Source organism: Microbacterium sp. ZW T5_45 (assembly GCF_044987415.1).
Lineage (GTDB): Bacteria > Actinomycetota > Actinomycetes > Actinomycetales > Microbacteriaceae > Microbacterium.
This window is the reverse complement of record NZ_JBJDRJ010000007.1, coordinates 109,386-129,315: the sequence shown is the minus strand read 5'-3', so window position 1 is coordinate 129,315 and position 19,930 is coordinate 109,386. Positions and strand designations below refer to the sequence as shown.

Here is a 19,930-nt window from a genome sequence, read left to right as displayed (position 1 = left end):
GAGGGTCGCTCAGCCCTCGAGCAGGCTCACCGCGTGGGCGGCGATCGCGTCGGCTCCGAAGTGGTCTGATGCCGTGATGGTCACCACGGCGTCACCGCGGAAGATCAGCAGCTGTCCGTACGCGCCGTGCAGCCTCCAGGCGCTGCCTGGGCCCGCCCAGCCGGCGAGGGCGTAGCGGTCGTACCCCGGATTCTCTCCGGCGGCGACCCAGTCCTCGTGCATGGCGTCGATCCATCGGGTGCCGACGAGGCGCTCGCCTCGCCAGACGCCTCGGTCGCGGATGAGCAGTCCGAGGCGCGACAGCTCGTCGGTCGTGAGTGCGAGACCGCCACCGGCGGCGATCCGTCCGTTCGGGCAGCGCTCCCATCGGACGTCGTCGATGCCGAGTGGCGCGAACAGCCGAGGCTCGAGGTAGTCGACGATGTCGCCCACCACGCCGGACAGCGCCGTCATGGCGGTATAGGTGCTCGCGTTCGCGTATTGGAAGCGGCGACCGGGAGTCTCGCGGCGCAGGAACTCCGCCGCGAGATCGGGCCAGTCCGTGAGCTCGGTCTCGGACCAGGGGAGGTCGATCCCACTGCTCATGGTGAAGAGATGGCGGAGCGTGATCCCCTCGACTCCCGCACCGTGCGCGGCATCGGGAAGCAGATCGACGATTCGTTCGTCCATGGACAGGCGTCCCTCGTCGACCGCGAGGGCGGCGGCGATCACGCAGACGCCCTTGGCGATCGAGTGCACGTCCTCGCGGACGTCGGCCGTCCAGCGATGCGCCGCCGTGTCGTCGCCGATCCGCACGTGCAGTCCGTGCGCTCCGAAACCGGTGCGGTGGATCTCGGCGACGATGTCGTCGCGGAATCGCTCGGCCGTCGTCATTCTCTCAGGCTATCCGGTCGGGGTCAGCGCGGTCGGCGGGAGCCGGTGGGGTCGTTGCGATGGCCCTCTCTGGAGGCCAGGCTCGGGTCGCTGAACAGCCAGGTCGGGCGGGGTTCGATGAGCGGCCGGAACACCCTTCGCACCGGCCGCGTGGCGAGCACGAGAGCGAGCAGCACCGAGGCGACCACCACCAACGGCAGCCAGAGCCAGGTCGGATCGAGGTCGCGCAGCACGCCGGATTCGCGGAACGGGTACAGCACGAACGAGTGCAGCAGGAACACGTACATCGTGTACTGACCGAAAGGCGTCCACCAGTACGTGCCGCGCGGGATCAGGGTGAAGAACGCGGCGCTGAGGATCACGGCGACGATCATCACGGCGAAGCGCACACCCCCGGCCCACCACTGCTCGCCGCCGAGATCGGCGTAGGAGTCCTCGTAGAACAGCCAGTGCCGCAGATCGATCCGCTCCCACACGTCGAGCCAGAACCAGGCGGTGAACCCCGCGGCTCCGAGCAGGGCGACGGCGACGACCCTGCTCCACCACGGGCGGTGGTCGAGGAGGCGGAGTCTGCCGACCACGTCGCGATCGCGCAGCCACCATCCGAGAGTGAAGAAGGGCAGCAGGCCCAGAGTGCGCGACAGCGAGAACGTGCTGTCGACGTTGGGGAGGTAGCCGACGCCGATGGAGATGATGACGGTCCACAGCAGCGGCCAGCGCAACAGCGCCAGGTAGGGGAGCACGAGTCGGAAGATCCCGAGGGCGAGCAGGAACCACAGCGTCCAGGACGGCTTGGTGATGTTGGGGTTCGCCTGGCCCTCGACCAGCCACTTCGTCAGGGTCCAGAGCAGCTCGAAGACGACGTACGGCACGATGATGTCGGTGATGATCCTGGCCATCTGCACCCGTGTGGGGGAGCCCGACTTCGAGAAGTAGCCCGAGATGATCGCGAACGCCGGCATGTGGAACGCGTAGAGCGCGAGGTAGAACGCCAGGGCGATGTCGGAGTCGTAGATCAGCCGCTGGACGGCATGGCCGAGCACCACGAGCACGATGCACACGTAGCGCGCGTTGTCCCAGAAAGGCACGCGCCGCCGAGGGCGCTGAGCGGTCGCTGTAGGGGGCACGATCGCATCTGCTCCGGCGCTGCTCATCCCTCGAGGCTACCGCGGGGAATAAAGTTGGCGCGGTCGCGTTGACTCAGATACATTCAAATGAATAGAAACGGATGCAGATCCATCCGCTTCGGAGAGCACGGAGAATCATGAGCGAGCAGTCAGGCGCACAGGCGATGCAGTTCGGCATCATGTCGGTCAGCGACATCACCCGCGACCCCACCACCGGCATCACGCCGAGCGAGCAGGAGCGCATCACGGCGACCATGCGGATCGCCACACACGCGGAAGAGGTCGGTCTCGACGTCTTCGCGATCGGCGAGCACCACAACCCCCCGTTCTGGTCCTCCAGCCCCACGACCTTCCTCGCGGCTCTGGCCGCGCAGACCGAGCGACTCGTCGTCTCGACGTCGACGACGCTCATCACGACGAACGACCCTGTGCGCATCGCCGAGGAGTACGCGATGCTGCAGCACGTGTCCGGCGGGCGCATGGATCTCATGCTCGGCCGCGGCAACACCGGTCCGGTCTACCCATGGTTCGGCAAGGACATCCGCCAGGGGCTTCCGCTCGCGATCGAGAACTACGCGCTGCTGCACAAGCTCTGGACCGAGGACGTCGTCGACTGGGAGGGCAAGTTCCGCACGCCGCTGCAGGGATTCACCGCGACCCCGCGTCCGCTCGACGGGATCGCACCCTTCGTCTGGCACGGATCGATCCGCACGCCCGAGATCGCCGAGCAGGCCGCGTACTACGGCGACGGCTTCTTCGCGAACAACATCTTCTGGCCGAAGGAGCACTACCAGCGGCTCATCGAGCTGTACCGTCAGCGCTACGCCCACTACGGGCACGGCACGCCGGAGCAGGCGATCGTCGGGCTCGGCGGTCAGGTGTTCATGGCAGCGAAGTCGCAGGATGCGGTGGATCGGTTCCGTCCGTACTTCGACAACGCGCCCGTGTACGGCCACGGGCCGAGCATGGAGGACTTCACCGAGATGACGCCCCTCACGGTCGGATCTCCGCAGCAGGTCATCGACCGCTACGCGGGCATGCGCGAGCACTTCGGGGACTACCAGCGTCAGCTGTTCCTCATCGATCACGCTGGTCTGCCGCTGAAGACCGTGCTCGAGCAGCTCGACATCCTCGGCTCCGAGGTCGTTCCCGTGCTCCGCAAGGAGCTCGCGAAGGGACGCCCCGAGTCGGTGCCGGACGCTCCCACCCACGCGGCGCGGGTGCAGGCCACCTACGGCGACGGACCCACACGCCAGGCGCGCCCCGGTGCCAACCGCGGCGACAACCTCACCGCGGACTCCCCGTACGAGGACACTCCGGCTCCTGCCGGTGCGGCCTTCGGACTGAGCCGCAAGGAGGCGTGAGATGACCGCTCGTCGCATCGCCGTGGTCTCGGCCGGACTGTCGAACCCGTCGTCCACGCGGATGCTGGCCGACCGACTGGCCGCCGAGACCGTCAAGGCCCTCACCGCACAGGGCATCGAGGCCACCGTCGACGTGATCGAGCTGCGCGACCACGCGCACGACATCACGAACAACCTGCTGGCGGGCTTCGCTCCACCGGCGCTGGAGACGGCGATCAACACCGTCGTCTCCGCCGATGCGCTCATCGCGGTGACGCCGATCTTCTCGACCAGCTACTCGGGTCTCTTCAAGTCCTTCATCGACGTGCTCGACCCCGACGCCCTCACCGGAAAGCCGGTGCTGATCGGGGCGAATGCGGGAACCCCTCGGCACTCTCTCGCGATCGACTACGCGATCCGCCCGCTGTTCGCCTACCTGCACGCGGATGCCGTCTCGACCGGTGTGTTCGCCGCGTCGAGCGACTGGGGCGGGGCTGGTGACGACGTCGCTCCGCTCGCGAAGCGCATCGAGAAGGGGGCGAAGGAGCTCGCCCAGGCGATCGTGACGCGCGGCGAGACCGCCGCCGCAGATCCCTACGACCCGGCGACCTATCTCGGCGAGGGTCGGTCCTTCGGCCACATGCTGGGTGGCCTCGCCGGCGAGTGACCGCCATGGCATGAGGTCCTCGTGCGCCGCCCTGTCGACCATGTCGGTGGGGCGGCGTACGGTGTCGTCATGTCGATCTCCGAGCTGCTCTCAGACCTGCGCTCCCGCTTCGCCGGCGAACTCCTCCTCCCGGAGGACGAACGCTACGATCTCGCCCGCCTTCCGTGGAACCGTGCAATCGACCAGAGGCCGGTCGCGGTGGCGATCCCGGCGCATGTCGACGATCTGCGCCTCCTGCTCGCGACTGCCCGCGCCTCCGGGGTGACGCTGGCGGTGCAGCCGAGCGGGCATGGGGCATCCGCTTCGCTCGACGACGCGATCGTGATCCGCATGGACGCGTTCGACGACCTCGACGCCGACCTCGACGCCGGCACCGTGCGCATCGGTGCCGGGGTGCGCTGGGGGCACGTCGTCGAGGCGCTCGAGGGGACGGGCTGGGCGGCGCCATCCGGCAGCAGCCCGGTGGTCACCGCTGCGGGGTACACGCTCGGTGGCGGCCACTCGTGGTTCAGCCGCACGGCCGGGCTCGGATCCGACAACCTTCGTACGGCCACGGTGCTCCGCACCGATGGCACACACGAGCGGGTCGATGACGAGAGCGATCCCGAACTCATGTGGGCGCTCCGCGGAGCGGGCGGCCTCGTCGCGATCGTGACCGAGGTCGAGGTCGACCTGATCCGAACGCCCGACGTCCGGGGGGCGACTCTCACCTTCGAGGCGGAGGCCTCGGGCGCTGTCATCCGTGCCGTCAGGGATCTCGCCGCCGACGCGCCGGACACGCTCAACGTGTTCGTCACCTCTTCGCGCATGCCCGATGCGCCTCAGCTGCCCGACGCCATTCGAGGAAAGAGCTTCCTCACCGTGCAGGCGCTGTCCACCGCGGGTGAGGCAGCAGCTCTCCTCGGTGCGCTCCGCGCGGTACCGGGACTGATCGCCGAGTCGTCGGGACCGAGTTCGCCGGGCGCACTGATCGCGCAGTCGACGGAGCCGACGGAACCGAGTCCGAGCCGTGGCGCCTCCGCCGCCCTCGCCGCCCTCGACGACGAGCTGATCGACGCTCTCGTGGGGTTTCACGGCCGACCCGAGAACCGGCCGGTGATCGGGATCGAGATCCGGATGCTGGGCGGAGCACTCCGATCGCCTCGGCGCTCGGGTCTCGCGGATCTCGCTGAGGCGCGATGGCTCGTCTACGCGCTCGCGCCCTTGTTCCCCGGGGCACCAGTCGAACCGGGAGATGCGAGCCTCGCAGAGTTCCAGGCGATCGTCCGTGACGCTGCTGCGGTGAAGACGATCCCCACATTCCTCTCGCCGGGCAAGACTCTCGATCTCGCGGCGACCGGCGAGCAGATCGCGCATCTGACCGCTCTCCGTGCGCGCTTCGACCCGGAGGCGCTGCTGCACGAAGGACGCTTGCCGCGACAGGGCTGATCGGCACCGGCGACGTCGGAGAGCGACGGGAGAGAACAGAGCGGGGGCCGGATACCGGCTCCCCGCTCTGGGGTGATCAACCGCTCTTGCGTCGGAACTCGCGCCGCGTCTGCGGAGCGTGCGTACCGTGGACGGCGGAGTCCCCATCGAGATGGGCCTCGCCGCTGCGGTGCTGCGCGTTCTTCTTCTCGAGCGCTTCCTTGAACTTGCGCTTCATGTCCTCGGTCGAGGATGCGCCTTCATCGGTGCTCATGATCGCCAGCCTAGGCCACCGGGCCCATCGGCGGACAGGTCAGCGGCGGAGGCGACGGGTGATCAGGTCGATTCCGACGCCGAGCGCGATGGCGGCGACGATCGAGACGATGACGGCGACGAGCGGACCGCCGGGCACGAGCACGGCCACGAGCGCGCCGATCGACGCCTGATATGCGGCCCAGCCGAGCGCGGCGATCGCGACCAGCGGGAGATAGCGCGGCGCACGGATGCGTGCGGCTCCGGCGACGAGGTTGATGGCCAGCCGCGCGAAGGGCACGAAGCGCGCCGTGAACAGCACCGTGGCTGTGCCGGTGTCCAGTCGACGGCGCGCCCAGTCGAGCGCCTGATGCACCCGCGGCGTGCGCATCCATCGCCACCTCTCGGTGCCGACGGTGCGCCCGATCAGATAGCACGCCGTGTCGCCGAACATCGCGGCGACTCCGGCGCACACGATCACCGACCAGAGCGGTGGCGTGCCGGTCGTCGATGCGAGGGCGCCGAGCGCCGTCACGGCGACCTCGCCGGGGATCACGACGAAGAAGGCATCGCCGAGGACGAGAGCGCTCATGATCACGAGCGCCCAGGGCGAGGCGAGGAGTTCCGTCAGCACGGCTCCAGACTGCGCGGTCGAGGTGAACGGCGACCAACCGTCGGATAGCCGGTGACGGGCGATCCAGCATCCGGTGAACATCTGGTGCCATGAACCGTATCGGCGCATGCGCGGCGGGGATACGCGTCATCCTGAGCGTGTGAGAGTCGCGATCGTGACCGAGTCCTTCCTTCCGCACATGAACGGCGTGACCGGATCCGTGCTCCAGATCCTCCGCCACCTCGAGGCGAGGGGGCATCGGGCTCACGTGCTCGCCCCATCCGCGGCCGGCATCCCGACGGCGATGCACGGTGCGTCCGTCGAGGCGATCCCCAGCCTGCCGCTGCCCGGATACCGCAACGTCCGCGTCGGCACGTCCACCGCACATCGGCTGGCCGCGACGCTGAGGGACTTCGAACCGGACGTCGTGCACCTCGCTTCCCCCTTCGCGCTGGGGTGGCGCGGTGTCCTCGCCGCCGAGAGGCTCGGTGTCCCGGCGGTCGCCGCATATCAGACCGATGTCGCCGCCTACACGGAGCGGTACCGGATGGCTGCGACGACCGGAGTGGCGCAGACACATATCGCCCGGCTGCACCGCAGGGCCACCGTGACGCTGGCGCCGTCCGCCGAATCGGAGCAGCAGCTGGCCGCGCTCGGCGTGGACCGGATCCGTCGGTGGGGGAGAGGCGTGGACGCCGAACGATTCCACCCGTCACGTCGGGACGACATCCTGCGCGCGGGCTGGGGTGCGGACGTCGTTGTCGGCTACGTCGGCCGGCTGGCGCCGGAGAAGCAGGTGGAGGACCTGACCGCGTTGCGCGGCATCCCCGGCGTCCGACTGGTGATCGTCGGGGAGGGTCCCAGCCGGTCCCGCTTGGAGACGCTGCTGCCGGATGCTCTCTTCCTCGGCCATCTGAGCGGAGATGAGCTGGCCGCCGCGATGGCGTCCTTCGATCTCTTCGTGCACCCCGGCGAGAGCGAGACCTTCGGCCAGACGCTTCAGGAGGCGCACGCCAGCGGCATCCCCGTCGTCGCCACCGGACGCGGTGGGCCACGGGATCTGGTGCGGATGGGAGTGGACGGCTGGCTGTACCGGCCCGGAGACCTCGACGACCTGCGGATGCGGGTGGCCGACCTCGCGGGGGACGCACGCAAGCGGCGTGCTCTGGGCGAGGCGGGGCGAGCGGCCGTGCAGGACCGTAGCTGGTCGAGCGTCTGCGACCAGCTGCTCGGACATTTCGACGATGCCAGGGCGCTCGCCGCGGTCGACCGGCAGAGCTCCGTTCGTCGTCGCACTCGGCCGGAGACACCGAGAGCTGTCGAGCGGCGCAACTGGCGGCGCTACGTCGCACTCGGGGACTCCCTGACCGAAGGGCTGTGCGATCCGGCGCCGGACGGAGCCCTGCGCGGTTGGGCCGATCGTCTCGCCCTTCTCCTCGCTGCTCGCGACGGATTGCACTTCGCGAACCTGGCGGTGCGGTCGCGGCGGGTGCGCGATGTCTGCGGTCTGCAGCTGCAGCGGGCGGTGGAGCTCCGTCCCGACCTCGTCTCGATCCTCATCGGGGCCAACGATCTGGTGGGGCGCGCAGTCGACATCCCCGCGCTCGCGACTCAGGTGGAGAGCGCCGTGCTGCGGCTCCGCGGCATCGGCGCCGACGTCGTCCTCCTGACCCCTTTCCTGCCGCGCCGCCGCGCCGCCGCGATCTACGTCCGCCGCTTCGCTGCGTTCGCGACGGCGCTCGCCGCGATCGCGGACCGTACCGGCGCGATCCTCATGGACACCGATCTGCACCCGACCCTGGGCGAGCGTCAGAACTGGGGCGAGGATCTCGTGCACCTCAGCAGTCGAGGACACCGCTTCCTCGCATATCGGGCGGCGGAGATGCTCGGCGTACCGGATGCCGATGCCCTCGGTGCGCTCGACGCGGCGATGCACGAGCACGAGCAGATCCCGGTGGGCGTCTGGTGGCGTCGTCACGCGCTGCCGTGGGTGTGGCGGCGACTGCACGGTCGTACAGCCGGAGACGGCAGGGTCGCCAAGCACGACGACTACGTGTACGTCGGCCGCACGCCCGCGGGCAGGGCGACGATCGTGCCCGAGCTGTATTGACCGAGGCGGGCCGGTCGGTCAGCACGCCGTGGCCACCGATCGCGGCGGAGGGGTCAGAGCCGCCCCATGCCCTGGTACGCCCAGCCCGCGGCTCGCCACGCGGCCGAGTCGAGACAGTTGCGGCCGTCGACGATCACGCGTCGCGCGACGAGGGCGCCGGTGCGTTCCGGGTCCATCTCGCGGCGGTACTCGTCCCACTCGGTCACCAGCACGACGGCATCCGCTCCGCGAAGGGCGTCATCGCGGTCGAGTTCGTAGGCAAGCTGCGGGTGCGCTGCCGCGGCGTTGCCGATCGCCGCCGGGTCCGTCACGACGACCTCGGCACCGAGGCCGCGGAGTCGCACAGCCACGTCAAGGGCAGGGGAGTCCCGGATGTCGTCGCTGAACGGCTTGAACGCGGCTCCCAGCACGGCGACGCGCTTGCCGAACACCGTGCCGTCGAGCGCCTCGACCACCAGGGACACGGCGCGGTCCCGCCGCCGGAGATTGATCGCATCCACCTCGTGCAGGAATCCGACCGACTCGCCGCGGCCGAGCTCCTCGGCTCGCGCGGCGAATGCACGGATGTCCTTGGGGAGGCATCCGCCACCGAAGCCGATCCCCGACCCCAGATAGCGGCGCCCGATGCGGGGGTCGTGACCGATCGCATCGGCGAGCAAAGTCACGTCGGCTCCTGCGGCCTCGGCGATCTCCGCCATGGCGTTGATGAACGAGATCTTCGTCGCGAGGAACGCGTTCGCCGCGCCCTTCACGAGCTCCGCGGTGGCGAGGTCGGTGACCAGGAACGGAGTCCCCGTCGACACGGCGGCGCTGTACGCCGTCCGGAGCACCTCGACGGCGCGCTCGCCGCGGGGACCGGCTCCGACCACGATGCGATCAGGGGTGAGGGTGTCGTGCACGGCCCAGCCTTCACGGAGGAACTCCGGGTTCCACACGAGTTCGGCACCGGTCGATCCGATGTCCTCTGCGAGCCGGGCGGCGGTGCCCACAGGGACGGTCGACTTCCCGACGACCACATCGCCGGGGCGGAGGAAGGGGAGCAGGGCCGCGATGGCTCCGTCGACGAAGCGCAGATCGGCGGCCTGACCTCCCGGCGCCTGCGGGGTGCCCACGGCGAGGAAGTGGACATCAGCGCCGGCGGCATCCGCCATGTCGGTGCTGAACCGCAGGCGTCCCGAGTCCACTCCCTCTCGCAGCAGCTCTTCCAGACGCGGCTCGAAGAACGGGGCGACACCGTGGGCGAGAGCCGAGGTCTTCCGCTCATCCAGGTCGATTCCGACGACCTCGTGTCCGATCGAGGCCATCGCGGCGGCGTGCACGGCCCCGAGGTAGCCGCAGCCGATGACTGACATGCGCATGTCAGCACTCCACCGGACGCGGGTCGCCGCACGGCGTCCGCCCGGCGTCCGCTCGATGAACGCCGTGTGACCGGGACATGTCGGGGGCCAGGTGCCGTCCGATCAGCGGTTTCTCCGCGTGCCGCTGATAGGGTGGGTGAGGTCGATTCATGTCGACCGCACAATTTCACATCGACTCACGGAGCGATCGGCGGACGAGCTGGTCCCCTGTGGTGGGTTCCCCGGCGACGTCGGGTGGCTTTCTACTGGTGGCCAGCGCAGGTGAGAATCGCGGCTGCGGCCGCGCGCCCAAGCCCGCCCGATCCGCTCCTTCATGAATGAGCTCGCGCATCATACGGATCCGCGAGTCTAAACAAAGAAGGAGAGACCTCTTGGAAGGTCCTGAAATCACCGCCACCGAGGCCGTTCTCGACAACGGCCGCTTCGGCACCCGCACCATCCGCTTCGAGACCGGCCGCCTCGCGCAGCAGGCTCAGGGCGCAGTCGCCGCATACCTCGACGGCGAGACCATGCTCCTCTCGGCCACCAGCGCGGGCAAGCACCCGCGTGAGGGCTTCGACTTCTTCCCGCTGACGGTCGACGTCGAGGAGCGCTCCTACGCCGCCGGCAAGATCCCCGGCTCGTTCTTCCGCCGCGAGGGCCGCCCCTCGACCGAGGCGATCCTCGTCTGCCGTCTGATCGACCGTCCCCTGCGCCCGTCGTTCGTCGACGGTCTCCGCAACGAGGTCCAGATCGTCATCACGGTCCTCTCGATCGCTCCCGGCGAGTTCTACGACGCGCTGGCGATCAACGCGGCCTCCGCGTCGACCCAGATCTCGGGTCTGCCGTTCTCGGGTCCCGTCGCCGGTGTGCGTCTTGCGTTCATCCCCGGCCACGGCGAGCACGCCGACCAGTGGGTCGCGTTCCCGACCGCTGAGCAGGTCTCCGAGGCCGTGTTCGACCTGATCGTCGCGGGTCGCGTCGTCACCAAGGCCGACGGCACCGAAGACGTCGCGATCATGATGGTCGAGGCCGAGGCCACCGAGCACAGCTGGAACCTCATCAAGGCCGGCGCCACGAAGCCCGACGAGGCCGTCGTCGCGCAGGGTCTCGAGGCATCGAAGCCGTTCATCGCGCAGCTGGTGAAGGCTCAGGCCGAGCTCGCCGCGAGCGCGTCGAAGGAGCCGGGCGTCTACCCGGTGTTCCCGGCGTACTCGTCCGAGGTCTACGACTTCGTCGCGGGTCGTTCGTACGACGAGCTCGTCGGCGTCTACCAGATCGCTGACAAGGTCGAGCGTCAGAACGCCGATGACGCGATCAAGGACCGCGTCAAGGCCGAGCTCATCGCCGCGACCGAGGCCGGCGAGCTGCCCGCAGCGGCTCCGCTCGAGTTCTCCGCCGCGTACAAGTCGGTCACGAAGAAGATCGTTCGCGGTCGTATCCTCACCGAGAGCGTCCGGATCGACGGCCGTGGTCTGGCGGATATCCGTCCGCTCGACGCCGAGGTGCAGGTCATTCCGCGCGTGCACGGTTCCGCCGTGTTCCAGCGCGGTGAGACCCAGATCCTGGGCGTCACCACGCTGAACATGCTCAAGATGGAGCAGCAGATCGACTCGCTGTCGCCCACGACGAGCAAGCGCTACATGCACCACTACAACTTCCCGCCCTACTCGACCGGTGAGACCGGCCGTGTGGGTTCGCCGAAGCGTCGCGAGATCGGGCACGGCTTCCTCGCCGAGCGCGCACTCGTGCCGGTGCTGCCGAGCCGCGAGGAGTTCCCCTACGCGATCCGCCAGGTGTCCGAGGCGTTGAGCTCGAACGGTTCGACGTCGATGGGCTCCGTGTGCGCCTCGACCCTGTCGCTGCTCAACGCGGGTGTGCCGCTGCGCGCCCCCGTCGCCGGCATCGCCATGGGCCTGGTGTCCGACGAGGTCGACGGTGAGACCCGCTATGCGGCGCTCACCGACATCCTCGGTGCCGAGGACGCACTCGGCGACATGGACTTCAAGGTCGCCGGAACCAGCGAGTTCGTCACCGCGATCCAGCTCGACACGAAGCTCGACGGCATCCCGTCGTCGGTCCTCGCCGGCGCGCTGACGCAGGCCAAGGACGCTCGTCTGACGATCCTCAACGTCCTGAACGCCGCGATCGACGCTCCCGACGAGATGGCGCCCACCGCGCCGCGCGTCATCAGCGTGCAGATCCCCGTCGACAAGATCGGCGAGCTGATCGGCCCGAAGGGCAAGACGATCAACGCGATCCAGGACGAGACGGGCGCGCAGATCTCCATCGAGGAGGACGGCACCGTCTACATCGGCGCGACCGACGGCCCCTCGGCCGAGGCCGCCCGCGCCCAGGTCAACGCGATCGCCAACCCGACCAACCCCGAGGTCGGCGAGCAGTTCCTCGGAACCGTCGTGAAGATCGCCACCTTCGGCGCCTTCATCTCGCTGCTCCCCGGCAAGGACGGCCTGCTGCACGTCACCGAGGTGCGCAAGCTCGCCGGTGGCAAGCGCGTCGAGAACGTCGATGACGTGCTCTCGGTCGGCCAGAAGATCCTTGTGAAGATCACGAAGATCGACGACCGCGGCAAGCTGTCGCTCGAGCCCGTGCTCGACGACGCGCCGGCCGCGGATGCCGCACCCGCGGAGGACGCCGCCGAGTAATCTCGGACATCGTCTGAAGCCCGGTTCCACCGATGGTGGGACCGGGCTTCATCGCGTTCGGGGTGTGATCAAACCGTTACGGGAAGTTCCGGGAGTGTTCGCCTGTTTGGTCGGCGCGTTCGCCCTCGTCGCCTACTCTCGGAAGTACGCACCGGGGGGTGCAGGAAGCAGCGATGCGGATCGGGGAACACGCCGATCCCAGCGGGGGTGAGGATATGCGGTTGTTCAACGCCGACGCAGGAGCGCCGGACCATCGGACCGCCGCCGCGCCCGCAGAGCATCCGTCCGCTCCCATCCCCGTCGTCGGACCCGGGGTCGGTGAGGGAATCCGCGTGCCGCTGGGCGAGACCGGGCTGGAGACATTCCCGCTCATGCTCGGCGCCGCCGAGTTCGGCTGGAACGTCGACCTCGAGACGAGCCACGGCATCCTCGACCGCTATATCGAGTTCGGCGGGAACACGATCCACACCGCCGACGGGTTCTCGGGCGGCCGCAGCGAGCACATCATCGGCCAGTGGCTGCGCTCCCGCGGCGCGCGCGACGACGTGCACCTCGCTGTGCGGATCGGCGCGCACGCCGACAACCCCGGTCTCGGCTCGGTCAACCTCGTGCGCGCGGTCGAAGGCTCGCTCACCAGGCTCGGTGTCGAGCGCATCGACGTGCTCTACCTCGACGCGACGCTCGACGGCACCACCAATCTCGAGGACACGCTGGCCACGGTCGAGTGGCTCGTCGAATCGGGCAAGATCGGATCGGTGGGCGCATTCGGCTTCACCCCTGAGCGCCTCGTCGAGGCGCGCATCCTCGCCTCCGCGAAGTACCCCCGTATCGAGGTCGTCGACGCTCCGTACAATCTCATCCGTCGACAGCCGTTCGAGGGGGATCTCCGCTTGGTGGCCGGAGCGCAGAACCTCGCCGTGACGCCCTCGCACGCGCTCGAGCACGGCTTCCTCTCCGGACGGCACCGCAGCAAGGCCCTGGCGTCGCAGGGAGTGCGCGGTGCGCAGCTGCGCACGCACCTCAACCGTCGGGGGACCAAGGTCCTCCGGGCCCTCGATGAGGTCGCCACCGAGCTCTCCGTCCCGGTGGCGGCGGTCTCGATCGCCTGGTTGCTCGCCCAGCGGACCATCGCCGCTCCCATCGTGAACACTTTCGCCTCGGAGCATGTCGACGAACTCATGCAGGGCGCGGGGGTCACGCTCACCCGTGCACAGATCGCCGACCTCACTCGGGCGGGTGTCTGAGCGTCATCCCCCGGGTGTCGACGACCTGGCATAGTGTGGAAGGCGAGGCCCGGCGGATGCTGGCGATGAAGCGAGCGAGTTGTGACGCACTACATATATCTGGTCAGACATGGTGAACATCAGGATGCAGAGCACGGACTGACCGACGGTCCGCTCTCGCCGCGCGGACAGCGGCAGGCGGAGCTCATCGCGGATCGACTGTCCGGACTGCCGCTCGACGCCGTCTGGCATTCGCCGCTGCTGCGCGCGAACGAGACCGCAAGGGCGATCGCCGGACGGTTGCCGTCCGTCGATCCGGAGCCCACCGCGTTGCTGTTCGACTGCGTGCCCACCGGGATGACGGACGAGACGCCCGCGGCCTTCGAGCCGTTCTTCGGATCGGTGACGGATGCCGAGATCGAGGCGGGCGGGGCGCAGATGGCCGACGCCGTCGGCGAGTTCCTGGTGCGCAAGACCGGCGAGGTGCACGAGGTGCTCATCACGCACAACTTCGTCATCTCCTGGTTCGTGCGCGAGGTGCTCGGGGCGCCGGAGTGGCGCTGGATGACGCTCAACCAGGCGCACTGCGGCCTCACGGTCATCGCACAGAAGCAGGGTCGCCCCTGGACCCTGCTCACCCACAACGACACGGGTCATCTTCCGGTCGAGCTGCGCACCGGCATGCCCGACACGCTTCCGGTCTGACGTCGGCGGCGTCGATCGACGACGCGGCCGACACCGCCGCGGTCCTCCGCCGGGAGAACCGCCCGGCGCTGCGCGGTCGCAGCGGATCCGCTGAATAGACTGGGGCCATGAGCATGCAGGTGGCACTCGTCGGCGGATCCGGGAAGCTCGGGTCGATCATCCACGCGGTGATCGACGAGCTGGAGGGTTTCGAGGTCGTCCGGGTGCTCGGCTCGTCGAGCGATCTCGCGGAGCTCGACGGGGCGGATCTCGTCATCGATGCGACGACGCCGCAGGTGAGCGTCGACGTGGTCCGGGCGGCGATCGAGCGAGGGATCAACGTTCTCGTCGCGACGTCGGGCTGGTCGGCGGAGCGGATCGCCCTGGTCCGGCCACTGGTCGAGGACGCCGGAACCGGTGTCGTCTTCATCCCCAACTTCTCGCTCGGGTCGGTCCTCGGCTCCGCGCTCTCGGCGGCGGCCGCCCCGTACTTCGCGTCGGCCGAGATCGTCGAAGCCCACCGCGAGACCAAGGTCGACTCGCCCAGCGGCACCGCCGTGCGGACCGCCGAACTCATCGCGGACGCCCGGGCGGAGCAGGGGCCGGTGAGCGCGCCGCATGCCGACCAGCGCGCCCGGGGGCAGCAGGTCGGAAGCGTGCCCATCCACTCGCTGCGGCGGCCCGGTGTGATCGCGAAGCAAGAGGTGATCCTCTCGGGACCGGGGGAGTCGTTGACCTTCACACACGACACCGTCGAGCCCGCGCTCGCCTATGCCCCCGGCATCCGGTTGGCCGTGCCGTTCGCCCACCGTGCGAAGGGCGTGTTCGTGGGGCTCGAGAACATGATCGACATCGGCATCCGCTCGTGATGTCGCGCATCGGCGTCGCGCTGATGGCGGCGGCGCTCCTCGTCTATCTCGGCGTCACGATCTGGCTCGCGGTGATGTTCATCGCCGTCGGGACCCCGATCTCGATCGGCATGGCCATCGCGCTGATCGTGATCGCTCCGCTGGGTGTGTGGGCGCTGGCGCGCGAGATGCAGTTCGGCTTCGCAGCCGATCGTCTCGGCCGGATCCTCGAGGACGAAGGCGGGATGCCGCAGGCCGAGACCGAGCTCACCCCGAGCGGGCGTCTGCAGCGTGCGGACATCGAGCCGATGGTGACGAGGTACGCGCAGGCTGCGGAAGCCGAGCCGGAGGATTGGAGGGCCCGGTTCCGTCTGGGAGTCGTCCAGGACGCGGCAGGACGACGCAAGGACGCCCGCTTCAGCATTCGCGAGGCGATTCGTCTGGCGAAGCGCTGAGGGCGTTCCCTCTGGATCCTCGCCGGGTCAGGCGAGCGTCGCCTCGAGCGTGATCTCGATGCCGGCGAGCGCCTGCGATACCGGGCAGCCGGTCTTCGCGCCCTCCGCGATCTCCTGGAACTGCGTCGGCGTCAGGCCTGGGACCGTCGCGTTCACGTTCAGGTGGCTGCCGGTGATGCCGGTACCGGGCTTGAAGGTCACGGAGGCGCTCGTGTCTACCCGCTCTGGGGGAGTGCCGTTCTCGGCGAGCGCGTGCGAGAGAGCCATGCTGAAACACGACGCGTGCGCGGCGGCGATCAGCTCTTCCGGCGTCGTGACGGTGTCGCTGCCCTCGCTGCGTGCCTTCCAATCGATCGGGAACGTGCCCAGGTGCGAGGAGGAGAAGGCGACCGTCCCGGATCCCTCCATGAGCGATCCTGTCCAAGTGCTCGCGGCTTCACTGGTGACGGGCATGACGACCTCCGAGATTCCGGGCCGTCCGACTGACGGCGCCGCGTATCGGCCAGCCTAGCGACGGCACGTGACGTGCGGAACCGCGATCAGGCGAGAGAGGCGCGTCCGACGATGCCGACGCGCTGCAGCAGCAGATAGAGCTGGCAGCCGAGGCAGAAGGCGAAGGCCGCGTTCAGGAAGGCGGCGATGAACGCCGCAGCCGTCGCGATCGGAAGCGCCCATGGCACGCCCAGCAGGTGGAGCACGATGCCGACGCCGACGACGAACAAGCCGACCCCTTGAGAGAAACGCGGAGGGCGTGGATCCTCCAGCTCCTGGGATGCGCTCAGACGCGGCCGCACGTACCGCCGGAACAGCACACCCCAGGGTGCGGACTGCGGCCATGCGACGCTCCACAGGAACAGCAGTGCGATCAGCAGGGCGAGCAGGAAGCCGGGGTCGAGGGCTCGCTGCGCGAGGCTCGTCGCAGGCAGCGCCCAGCCGTCGGCTGTGAAGGTGGCGTCCGCCAACGGCTGGTACGCGAACCATCCGGCGGATCGGGCCGTTGATACGCCGATCAATGCGAGGAAGGTCGCTACCAGAAGCAGCACGGAGGTGATCGCGGCCGCGAAGCGCGGCGCGCGGGGGTCGATTCCTGCGGGGGTGGACATGCGGATCCTGTCTGGGGTCGGTTAGACGGCGGCGAGGGCTTCGGAGAGGGCGTCGCGGCGTGGCACCCCGTTGAAGCGTGCGCGCACAATGCCATCGGGACCGACGACGAACGTCGTCGGCGTCTGCAGCACGCGGTACCTGGTGGAGAGATCGGGACGATGCGTGAGATCCACTTCGACGTGCTCGAGGCCGTCTCCGTCAGCGGCGATGTCGCTGAGCATCCGTCGCACCTGCGGGCACCGTGCGCAGGTCTCGGTGCTGAACTGCACGAGTGTCGCCGTCGCCCCGAGCTCGCCGTCGGAGTGCGCTGCGTCGAACAGGAGGTGGCCGCCGCCGCGCCGTCGCCCGTCGAGCAGCCGGATCGCGGCGCCCGCGATGACGCCGACGACGAGCAGCGCTCCCAAGAGGGAGAACGCGAGGACGGGAGACATGCGTCGAGCGTACGACCGTACGGGGCGCAGAGGGTCGATGTGTCGGACCATGACGCAGCTCCCCGGCGCGGAGGGCGCGGTAGTCTGGCTGTCATGAGCGCCGCCGTCCCCACCCCGTACGAAGACCTGCTCAGAGACGTGCTCGAGACCGGCACCCACAAGTCCGATCGCACGGGCACGGGCACGACGAGCGTCTTCGGCCGGCAGATCCGTTTCGATCTCGCTCAGGGATTCCCGCTGATCACGACGAAGCGCGTTCATTTCAAGTCGATCGCCTACGAGCTGCTGTGGTTCCTCCGCGGCGATTCGAATGTGCGCTGGCTGCAGGAGAACGGCGTCACGATCTGGGACGAGTGGGCGGATGCCGAGGGCGATCTCGGACCCGTGTACGGCGTGCAGTGGCGGTCGTGGCCGACGCCGGACGGCGAGAGCATCGATCAGCTCTCCCAGGTGATCGACCAAATCAGGGCCACCCCCGACTCGCGACGCCTCATCGTCTCGGCGTGGAACCCCGCGGACATCCCCGACATGGCGCTCGCGCCCTGCCATGCGCTGTTCCAGTTCTACGTCGCCGACGGGCGGCTGTCGTGCCAGCTGTATCAGCGCAGCGCGGACATGTTCCTCGGTGTGCCGTTCAACATCGCGTCCTACGCTCTGCTGACGCTCATGGTCGCGCAGCAGGTGGGTCTGGAACCCGGAGACTTCGTCTGGACCGGTGGAGACTGCCACATCTACGACAACCACGTCGAGCAGGTCCGCGAGCAGCTCGGACGCGCGGCGTACCCGTATCCGACGGTGCGGTTCGCGAGGAAGCCCGAATCGATCCTCGACTATCGGTTCGAGGACTTCGTCGTCGAGGACTACCACCACCACGCTCCGATCCGCGCGGCGGTGGCGGTATGACCTGGGTCGGCCTGATCTGGGCGGAGGCGCACGGCGGCGTCATCGGTGACGACGGCGGGATGCCGTGGCACGTGCCGGAGGACCTGCAGCACTTCAAAGACGTCACACTCGGGGCACCGGTACTGATGGGGCGCAAGACCTGGGACTCGCTTCCGGAGCGCTTCCGGCCGCTGCCCGGTCGCGAGAACGTGGTGATCACCCGCCAGCAGGACTGGGCAGCCGAAGGCGCTCGGCGCGCGGCGAACGTCGCCGAGGCGGTTCGCGGCGCGGAGCGGGTCTGGATCATCGGAGGAGCCGAGATCTTCCGCCAGGTGATCGGCGACGCCGATCGGCTGGAGATCACCGAGCTCGATCTCGACGTCGACGGTGATGCATTCGCACCGACGAAGAACGGGTGGCGGCTCGTGGACGAAGGCGAGTGGCAGACGTCCCGCACCGGCATCCGGTATCGCTTCCTCGGATACGAGCGCTGACATGCCCACCGCACTGATCACGGGCGCGAGCGCCGGACTGGGCGCCGAGTTCGCGCGACAGCTGGCCCGGCGTCAGGCGGATCTCGTGCTCGTCGCCCGCTCAGCTGATGCGTTGGAGGAGCTCGCCAACGATCTCAGACAGACCGGTGTCGCCGTCGAGGTCATCGTGGCCGATCTCTCGGTCGAAGCCCACGTCGAGCGCGTGGCCGCTCGGCTCCGTGATGCTGCAGACCCTGTCGATCTGCTCGTGAACAACGCCGGCTTCGGGCTGCCCCTGCAGTTCGCCGACAACGACGTCGATGATGAGGTGCGTCATCTCCGGGTGCACGTCGAGGCGTCGATGCGCCTCATGCACGCCGCACTGCAGACCATGCGAGGCCGCGGCGGGAGGATCATCAACGTCGCGTCGGTCGCCGGATTCATCTCGCGGTCGACGTACTCGGCGTGCAAGAGCTGGTTGATCGGCTTCAGCCGGTGGGCGAACGTCGAGTACGCGCGCGACGGTGTCTCCGTGACCGCCCTCTGCCCCGGATTCACGCACACGTCGTTCCACGAGCGCATGGGTCTGCCGCCGGGGCAGGAGGGCGTCCCGAGGTTCCTGTGGCTCGATGCCGCCCGTGTGGTGCGCGACGGGTTGAGGGACGCGGCCCGGGGGAGGGCCGTGTCGATCCCGTCGCTCCGGTACCGGGTGATCGTCGCCCTCGCGGCGGTGCTGCCGAGTGCGCTGACCTCGGCTGTCGCTCGACGCGGTCGGGTCTGATCGGTCGAAGCGCCTGGTGAGGGCATGCCCCTGATCAGCGGAATCGGCCGAGCCTGATGCCCGCGTAGGCGAGGGCGGCCACCGTCTCCCCGTCGGTGATCCTGCCCTCTGAGACCATCGTCAGCGCGTCGCCGAAGGGCACCCAGTCGACGGCGTCGATGCCCTCCTCCGCCTGGCTGAGGGTCGCGTCCTCTGAGCGGTGCAGTCCGGTGGCGAGGAAGACGTGTTCCGGAGCATCCGCGATGCCGTTCAGGGCGTTCATCGTCCCCAGGAACTCCCACTCGGATGCCTCGAACCCGGTCTCCTCGAGCAGCTCGCGTCGAGCCGCCATCAGCGGATCCTCTCCGTCGCTGCCGCCTGCGGGGACCTCGATGGAGGGTCCGGTGGTGTACCGGTCGAGCGTGACGAGGCAGACGCGTCCTTCGGAGTCGACCGCGACGACGAACACCGCCGGATGCCGCATGGTGACCACCCCATAGATGCCGTCTCCCGAGGGCCCTTTCACCCGATCCTCTCGAACCGAGATCCAGGCGTTCTCGTAGACCGTCGATGATCCGTGCGTCGCCCATGCCATGCCGGAGAGCCTATGGCGTCGTGCGCCGGCGTCATGCGGGCCCCTCCGTCATCGGGAGCGAGGTGTGACCCGATACGCTG

21 protein-coding genes are annotated in these 19,930 nt (G+C 69.0%); 12 read left to right on the top strand and 9 right to left on the bottom strand.

Annotation, left to right across the window (positions count from 1 at the left end; genetic code table 11):
* Positions 1 to 9: 9 nt before the first annotated feature.
* Positions 10 to 873 carry a serine hydrolase domain-containing protein gene (locus tag ACI3KS_RS05585; protein ID WP_404916067.1) on the bottom strand — a complete coding sequence of 288 codons (864 nt, stop codon included), beginning with the start codon at positions 871 to 873 and terminating at the stop codon, positions 10 to 12.
* A gap of 23 nt (positions 874 to 896) precedes the next feature.
* On the bottom strand, positions 897 to 2,027 hold the full coding sequence (locus ACI3KS_RS05580; protein WP_404916065.1) for an acyltransferase family protein: 1,131 nt from the start codon (positions 2,025 to 2,027) through the stop codon (positions 897 to 899).
* Positions 2,028 to 2,137: 110 nt separating this feature from the next.
* On the opposite strand from ACI3KS_RS05580, the gene ACI3KS_RS05575 reads away from it, so the two are divergent.
* The 3 genes from ACI3KS_RS05575 (at position 2,138) to ACI3KS_RS05565 (ending at position 5,438) form a co-directional block, all read left to right on the top strand.
* Positions 2,138 to 3,364, top strand: coding sequence for an LLM class flavin-dependent oxidoreductase (locus ACI3KS_RS05575; protein ID WP_404916063.1), 1,227 nt, complete (start codon positions 2,138 to 2,140; stop codon positions 3,362 to 3,364).
* 1 nt (position 3,365) lies between these two features.
* Positions 3,366 to 4,010: an FMN reductase gene (locus tag ACI3KS_RS05570; protein WP_404916061.1), complete on the top strand. Its 645-nt coding sequence runs from the start codon at positions 3,366 to 3,368 to the stop codon at positions 4,008 to 4,010.
* 69 nt (positions 4,011 to 4,079) lie between these two features.
* Positions 4,080 to 5,438, top strand: coding sequence for an FAD-binding oxidoreductase (locus tag ACI3KS_RS05565; RefSeq protein WP_404916059.1), 1,359 nt, complete (start codon positions 4,080 to 4,082; stop codon positions 5,436 to 5,438).
* A 76-nt stretch (positions 5,439 to 5,514) separates the two neighbouring features.
* On the opposite strand, the gene ACI3KS_RS05560 is transcribed toward ACI3KS_RS05565, so the two are convergent.
* Together ACI3KS_RS05560 and ACI3KS_RS05555 are read right to left on the bottom strand one after the other, a co-directional pair.
* A complete protein-coding gene (locus ACI3KS_RS05560; RefSeq protein WP_404916057.1) occupies positions 5,515 to 5,691 on the bottom strand; it encodes a DUF5302 domain-containing protein in 177 nt (58 codons plus the stop codon).
* A gap of 39 nt (positions 5,692 to 5,730) precedes the next feature.
* Positions 5,731 to 6,303 carry a DedA family protein gene (locus tag ACI3KS_RS05555; RefSeq protein WP_404916055.1) on the bottom strand — a complete coding sequence of 191 codons (573 nt, stop codon included), beginning with the start codon at positions 6,301 to 6,303 and terminating at the stop codon, positions 5,731 to 5,733.
* A gap of 154 nt (positions 6,304 to 6,457) precedes the next feature.
* On the opposite strand from ACI3KS_RS05555, the gene ACI3KS_RS05550 reads away from it, so the two are divergent.
* Entirely contained in the window at positions 6,458 to 8,392 is a 1,935-nt protein-coding gene (locus ACI3KS_RS05550; protein ID WP_404916053.1) for a glycosyltransferase, read from the top strand.
* 53 nt (positions 8,393 to 8,445) lie between these two features.
* Here ACI3KS_RS05550 and ACI3KS_RS05545 read toward each other — a convergent pair whose 3' ends face one another.
* Complete coding sequence (locus tag ACI3KS_RS05545) at positions 8,446 to 9,750, bottom strand: UDP-glucose dehydrogenase family protein (protein ID WP_404916051.1); 1,305 nt, start codon at positions 9,748 to 9,750, stop codon at positions 8,446 to 8,448.
* Between the two features lie 371 nt (positions 9,751 to 10,121).
* Between ACI3KS_RS05545 and ACI3KS_RS05540 the strand changes: the two genes are divergently transcribed.
* The 5 genes from ACI3KS_RS05540 to ACI3KS_RS05520 all read left to right on the top strand — a co-directional run bounded on the left by ACI3KS_RS05540 (position 10,122) and on the right by ACI3KS_RS05520 (position 15,605).
* On the top strand, positions 10,122 to 12,395 hold the full coding sequence (locus ACI3KS_RS05540) for a polyribonucleotide nucleotidyltransferase (protein WP_404916049.1): 2,274 nt from the start codon (positions 10,122 to 10,124) through the stop codon (positions 12,393 to 12,395).
* Positions 12,396 to 12,610: 215 nt separating this feature from the next.
* The gene (locus tag ACI3KS_RS05535; protein WP_404916047.1) at positions 12,611 to 13,639 is read left to right on the top strand and encodes an aldo/keto reductase; all 1,029 of its coding nucleotides are present in this window, start codon (positions 12,611 to 12,613) and stop codon (positions 13,637 to 13,639) included.
* An 81-nt stretch (positions 13,640 to 13,720) separates the two neighbouring features.
* Complete coding sequence (locus ACI3KS_RS05530; protein ID WP_404916045.1) at positions 13,721 to 14,323, top strand: histidine phosphatase family protein; 603 nt, start codon at positions 13,721 to 13,723, stop codon at positions 14,321 to 14,323.
* Between the two features lie 107 nt (positions 14,324 to 14,430).
* The gene (dapB, locus tag ACI3KS_RS05525) at positions 14,431 to 15,171 is read left to right on the top strand and encodes a 4-hydroxy-tetrahydrodipicolinate reductase (RefSeq protein WP_404916043.1); all 741 of its coding nucleotides are present in this window, start codon (positions 14,431 to 14,433) and stop codon (positions 15,169 to 15,171) included.
* On the top strand, positions 15,171 to 15,605 hold the full coding sequence (locus tag ACI3KS_RS05520; protein ID WP_404916041.1) for a hypothetical protein: 435 nt from the start codon (positions 15,171 to 15,173) through the stop codon (positions 15,603 to 15,605). Before dapB ends, ACI3KS_RS05520 begins: the two co-directional genes overlap by 1 nt.
* A gap of 27 nt (positions 15,606 to 15,632) precedes the next feature.
* On the opposite strand, the gene ACI3KS_RS05515 is transcribed toward ACI3KS_RS05520, so the two are convergent.
* From ACI3KS_RS05515 to ACI3KS_RS05505, 3 genes are all read right to left on the bottom strand, one after another.
* Entirely contained in the window at positions 15,633 to 16,058 is a 426-nt protein-coding gene (locus ACI3KS_RS05515; protein WP_404916039.1) for an OsmC family peroxiredoxin, read from the bottom strand.
* An 86-nt stretch (positions 16,059 to 16,144) separates the two neighbouring features.
* Positions 16,145 to 16,708, bottom strand: coding sequence for a DUF4395 family protein (locus ACI3KS_RS05510; RefSeq protein WP_404916037.1), 564 nt, complete (start codon positions 16,706 to 16,708; stop codon positions 16,145 to 16,147).
* 21 nt (positions 16,709 to 16,729) lie between these two features.
* A complete protein-coding gene (locus ACI3KS_RS05505; RefSeq protein WP_404916035.1) occupies positions 16,730 to 17,140 on the bottom strand; it encodes a thioredoxin family protein in 411 nt (136 codons plus the stop codon).
* 93 nt (positions 17,141 to 17,233) lie between these two features.
* Here ACI3KS_RS05505 and ACI3KS_RS05500 point away from each other — a divergent pair, with 93 nt between their 5' ends.
* The 3 genes from ACI3KS_RS05500 to ACI3KS_RS05490 are packed head-to-tail and all read left to right on the top strand — an operon-like array spanning position 17,234 to position 19,276.
* Positions 17,234 to 18,043, top strand: a complete 810-nt coding sequence (locus ACI3KS_RS05500; protein WP_404916033.1) for a thymidylate synthase — start codon at positions 17,234 to 17,236, stop codon at positions 18,041 to 18,043.
* Positions 18,040 to 18,516 carry a dihydrofolate reductase gene (locus ACI3KS_RS05495; RefSeq protein ID WP_404916031.1) on the top strand — a complete coding sequence of 159 codons (477 nt, stop codon included), beginning with the start codon at positions 18,040 to 18,042 and terminating at the stop codon, positions 18,514 to 18,516. The genes ACI3KS_RS05500 and ACI3KS_RS05495 overlap by 4 nt, the downstream gene beginning before the upstream one ends.
* Position 18,517: 1 nt before the next feature.
* Entirely contained in the window at positions 18,518 to 19,276 is a 759-nt protein-coding gene (locus ACI3KS_RS05490; protein ID WP_404916029.1) for an SDR family NAD(P)-dependent oxidoreductase, read from the top strand.
* Between the two features lie 34 nt (positions 19,277 to 19,310).
* Here the strand turns inward: ACI3KS_RS05490 and ACI3KS_RS05485 are convergent, their stop codons facing one another.
* The gene (locus ACI3KS_RS05485; RefSeq protein ID WP_404916027.1) at positions 19,311 to 19,850 is read right to left on the bottom strand and encodes an NUDIX domain-containing protein; all 540 of its coding nucleotides are present in this window, start codon (positions 19,848 to 19,850) and stop codon (positions 19,311 to 19,313) included.
* Positions 19,851 to 19,930 lie beyond the last annotated feature (80 nt).

What these genes read in the sequence shown, in the direction of transcription:
- ACI3KS_RS05585 (WP_404916067.1), bottom strand. Translation starts at nt 873, where the DNA reads ATGACGACGGCCGAGCGATTCCGCGACGACATCGTCGCCGAGATCCAC.
- ACI3KS_RS05580 (WP_404916065.1), bottom strand. Translation starts at nt 2,027, where the DNA reads ATGAGCAGCGCCGGAGCAGATGCGATCGTGCCCCCTACAGCGACCGCT.
- ACI3KS_RS05575 (WP_404916063.1), top strand. Translation starts at nt 2,138, where the DNA reads ATGAGCGAGCAGTCAGGCGCACAGGCGATGCAGTTCGGCATCATGTCG.
- ACI3KS_RS05570 (WP_404916061.1), top strand. Translation starts at nt 3,366, where the DNA reads ATGACCGCTCGTCGCATCGCCGTGGTCTCGGCCGGACTGTCGAACCCG.
- ACI3KS_RS05565 (WP_404916059.1), top strand. Translation starts at nt 4,080, where the DNA reads ATGTCGATCTCCGAGCTGCTCTCAGACCTGCGCTCCCGCTTCGCCGGC.
- ACI3KS_RS05560 (WP_404916057.1), bottom strand. Translation starts at nt 5,691, where the DNA reads ATGAGCACCGATGAAGGCGCATCCTCGACCGAGGACATGAAGCGCAAG.
- ACI3KS_RS05545 (WP_404916051.1), bottom strand. Translation starts at nt 9,750, where the DNA reads ATGCGCATGTCAGTCATCGGCTGCGGCTACCTCGGGGCCGTGCACGCC.
- ACI3KS_RS05535 (WP_404916047.1), top strand. Translation starts at nt 12,611, where the DNA reads ATGCGGTTGTTCAACGCCGACGCAGGAGCGCCGGACCATCGGACCGCC.
- dapB (WP_404916043.1), top strand. Translation starts at nt 14,431, where the DNA reads ATGAGCATGCAGGTGGCACTCGTCGGCGGATCCGGGAAGCTCGGGTCG.
- ACI3KS_RS05520 (WP_404916041.1), top strand. Translation starts at nt 15,171, where the DNA reads ATGTCGCGCATCGGCGTCGCGCTGATGGCGGCGGCGCTCCTCGTCTAT.
- ACI3KS_RS05515 (WP_404916039.1), bottom strand. Translation starts at nt 16,058, where the DNA reads ATGCCCGTCACCAGTGAAGCCGCGAGCACTTGGACAGGATCGCTCATG.
- ACI3KS_RS05510 (WP_404916037.1), bottom strand. Translation starts at nt 16,708, where the DNA reads ATGTCCACCCCCGCAGGAATCGACCCCCGCGCGCCGCGCTTCGCGGCC.
- ACI3KS_RS05505 (WP_404916035.1), bottom strand. Translation starts at nt 17,140, where the DNA reads ATGTCTCCCGTCCTCGCGTTCTCCCTCTTGGGAGCGCTGCTCGTCGTC.
- ACI3KS_RS05500 (WP_404916033.1), top strand. Translation starts at nt 17,234, where the DNA reads ATGAGCGCCGCCGTCCCCACCCCGTACGAAGACCTGCTCAGAGACGTG.
- ACI3KS_RS05495 (WP_404916031.1), top strand. Translation starts at nt 18,040, where the DNA reads ATGACCTGGGTCGGCCTGATCTGGGCGGAGGCGCACGGCGGCGTCATC.
- ACI3KS_RS05490 (WP_404916029.1), top strand. Translation starts at nt 18,518, where the DNA reads ATGCCCACCGCACTGATCACGGGCGCGAGCGCCGGACTGGGCGCCGAG.
- ACI3KS_RS05485 (WP_404916027.1), bottom strand. Translation starts at nt 19,850, where the DNA reads ATGGCATGGGCGACGCACGGATCATCGACGGTCTACGAGAACGCCTGG.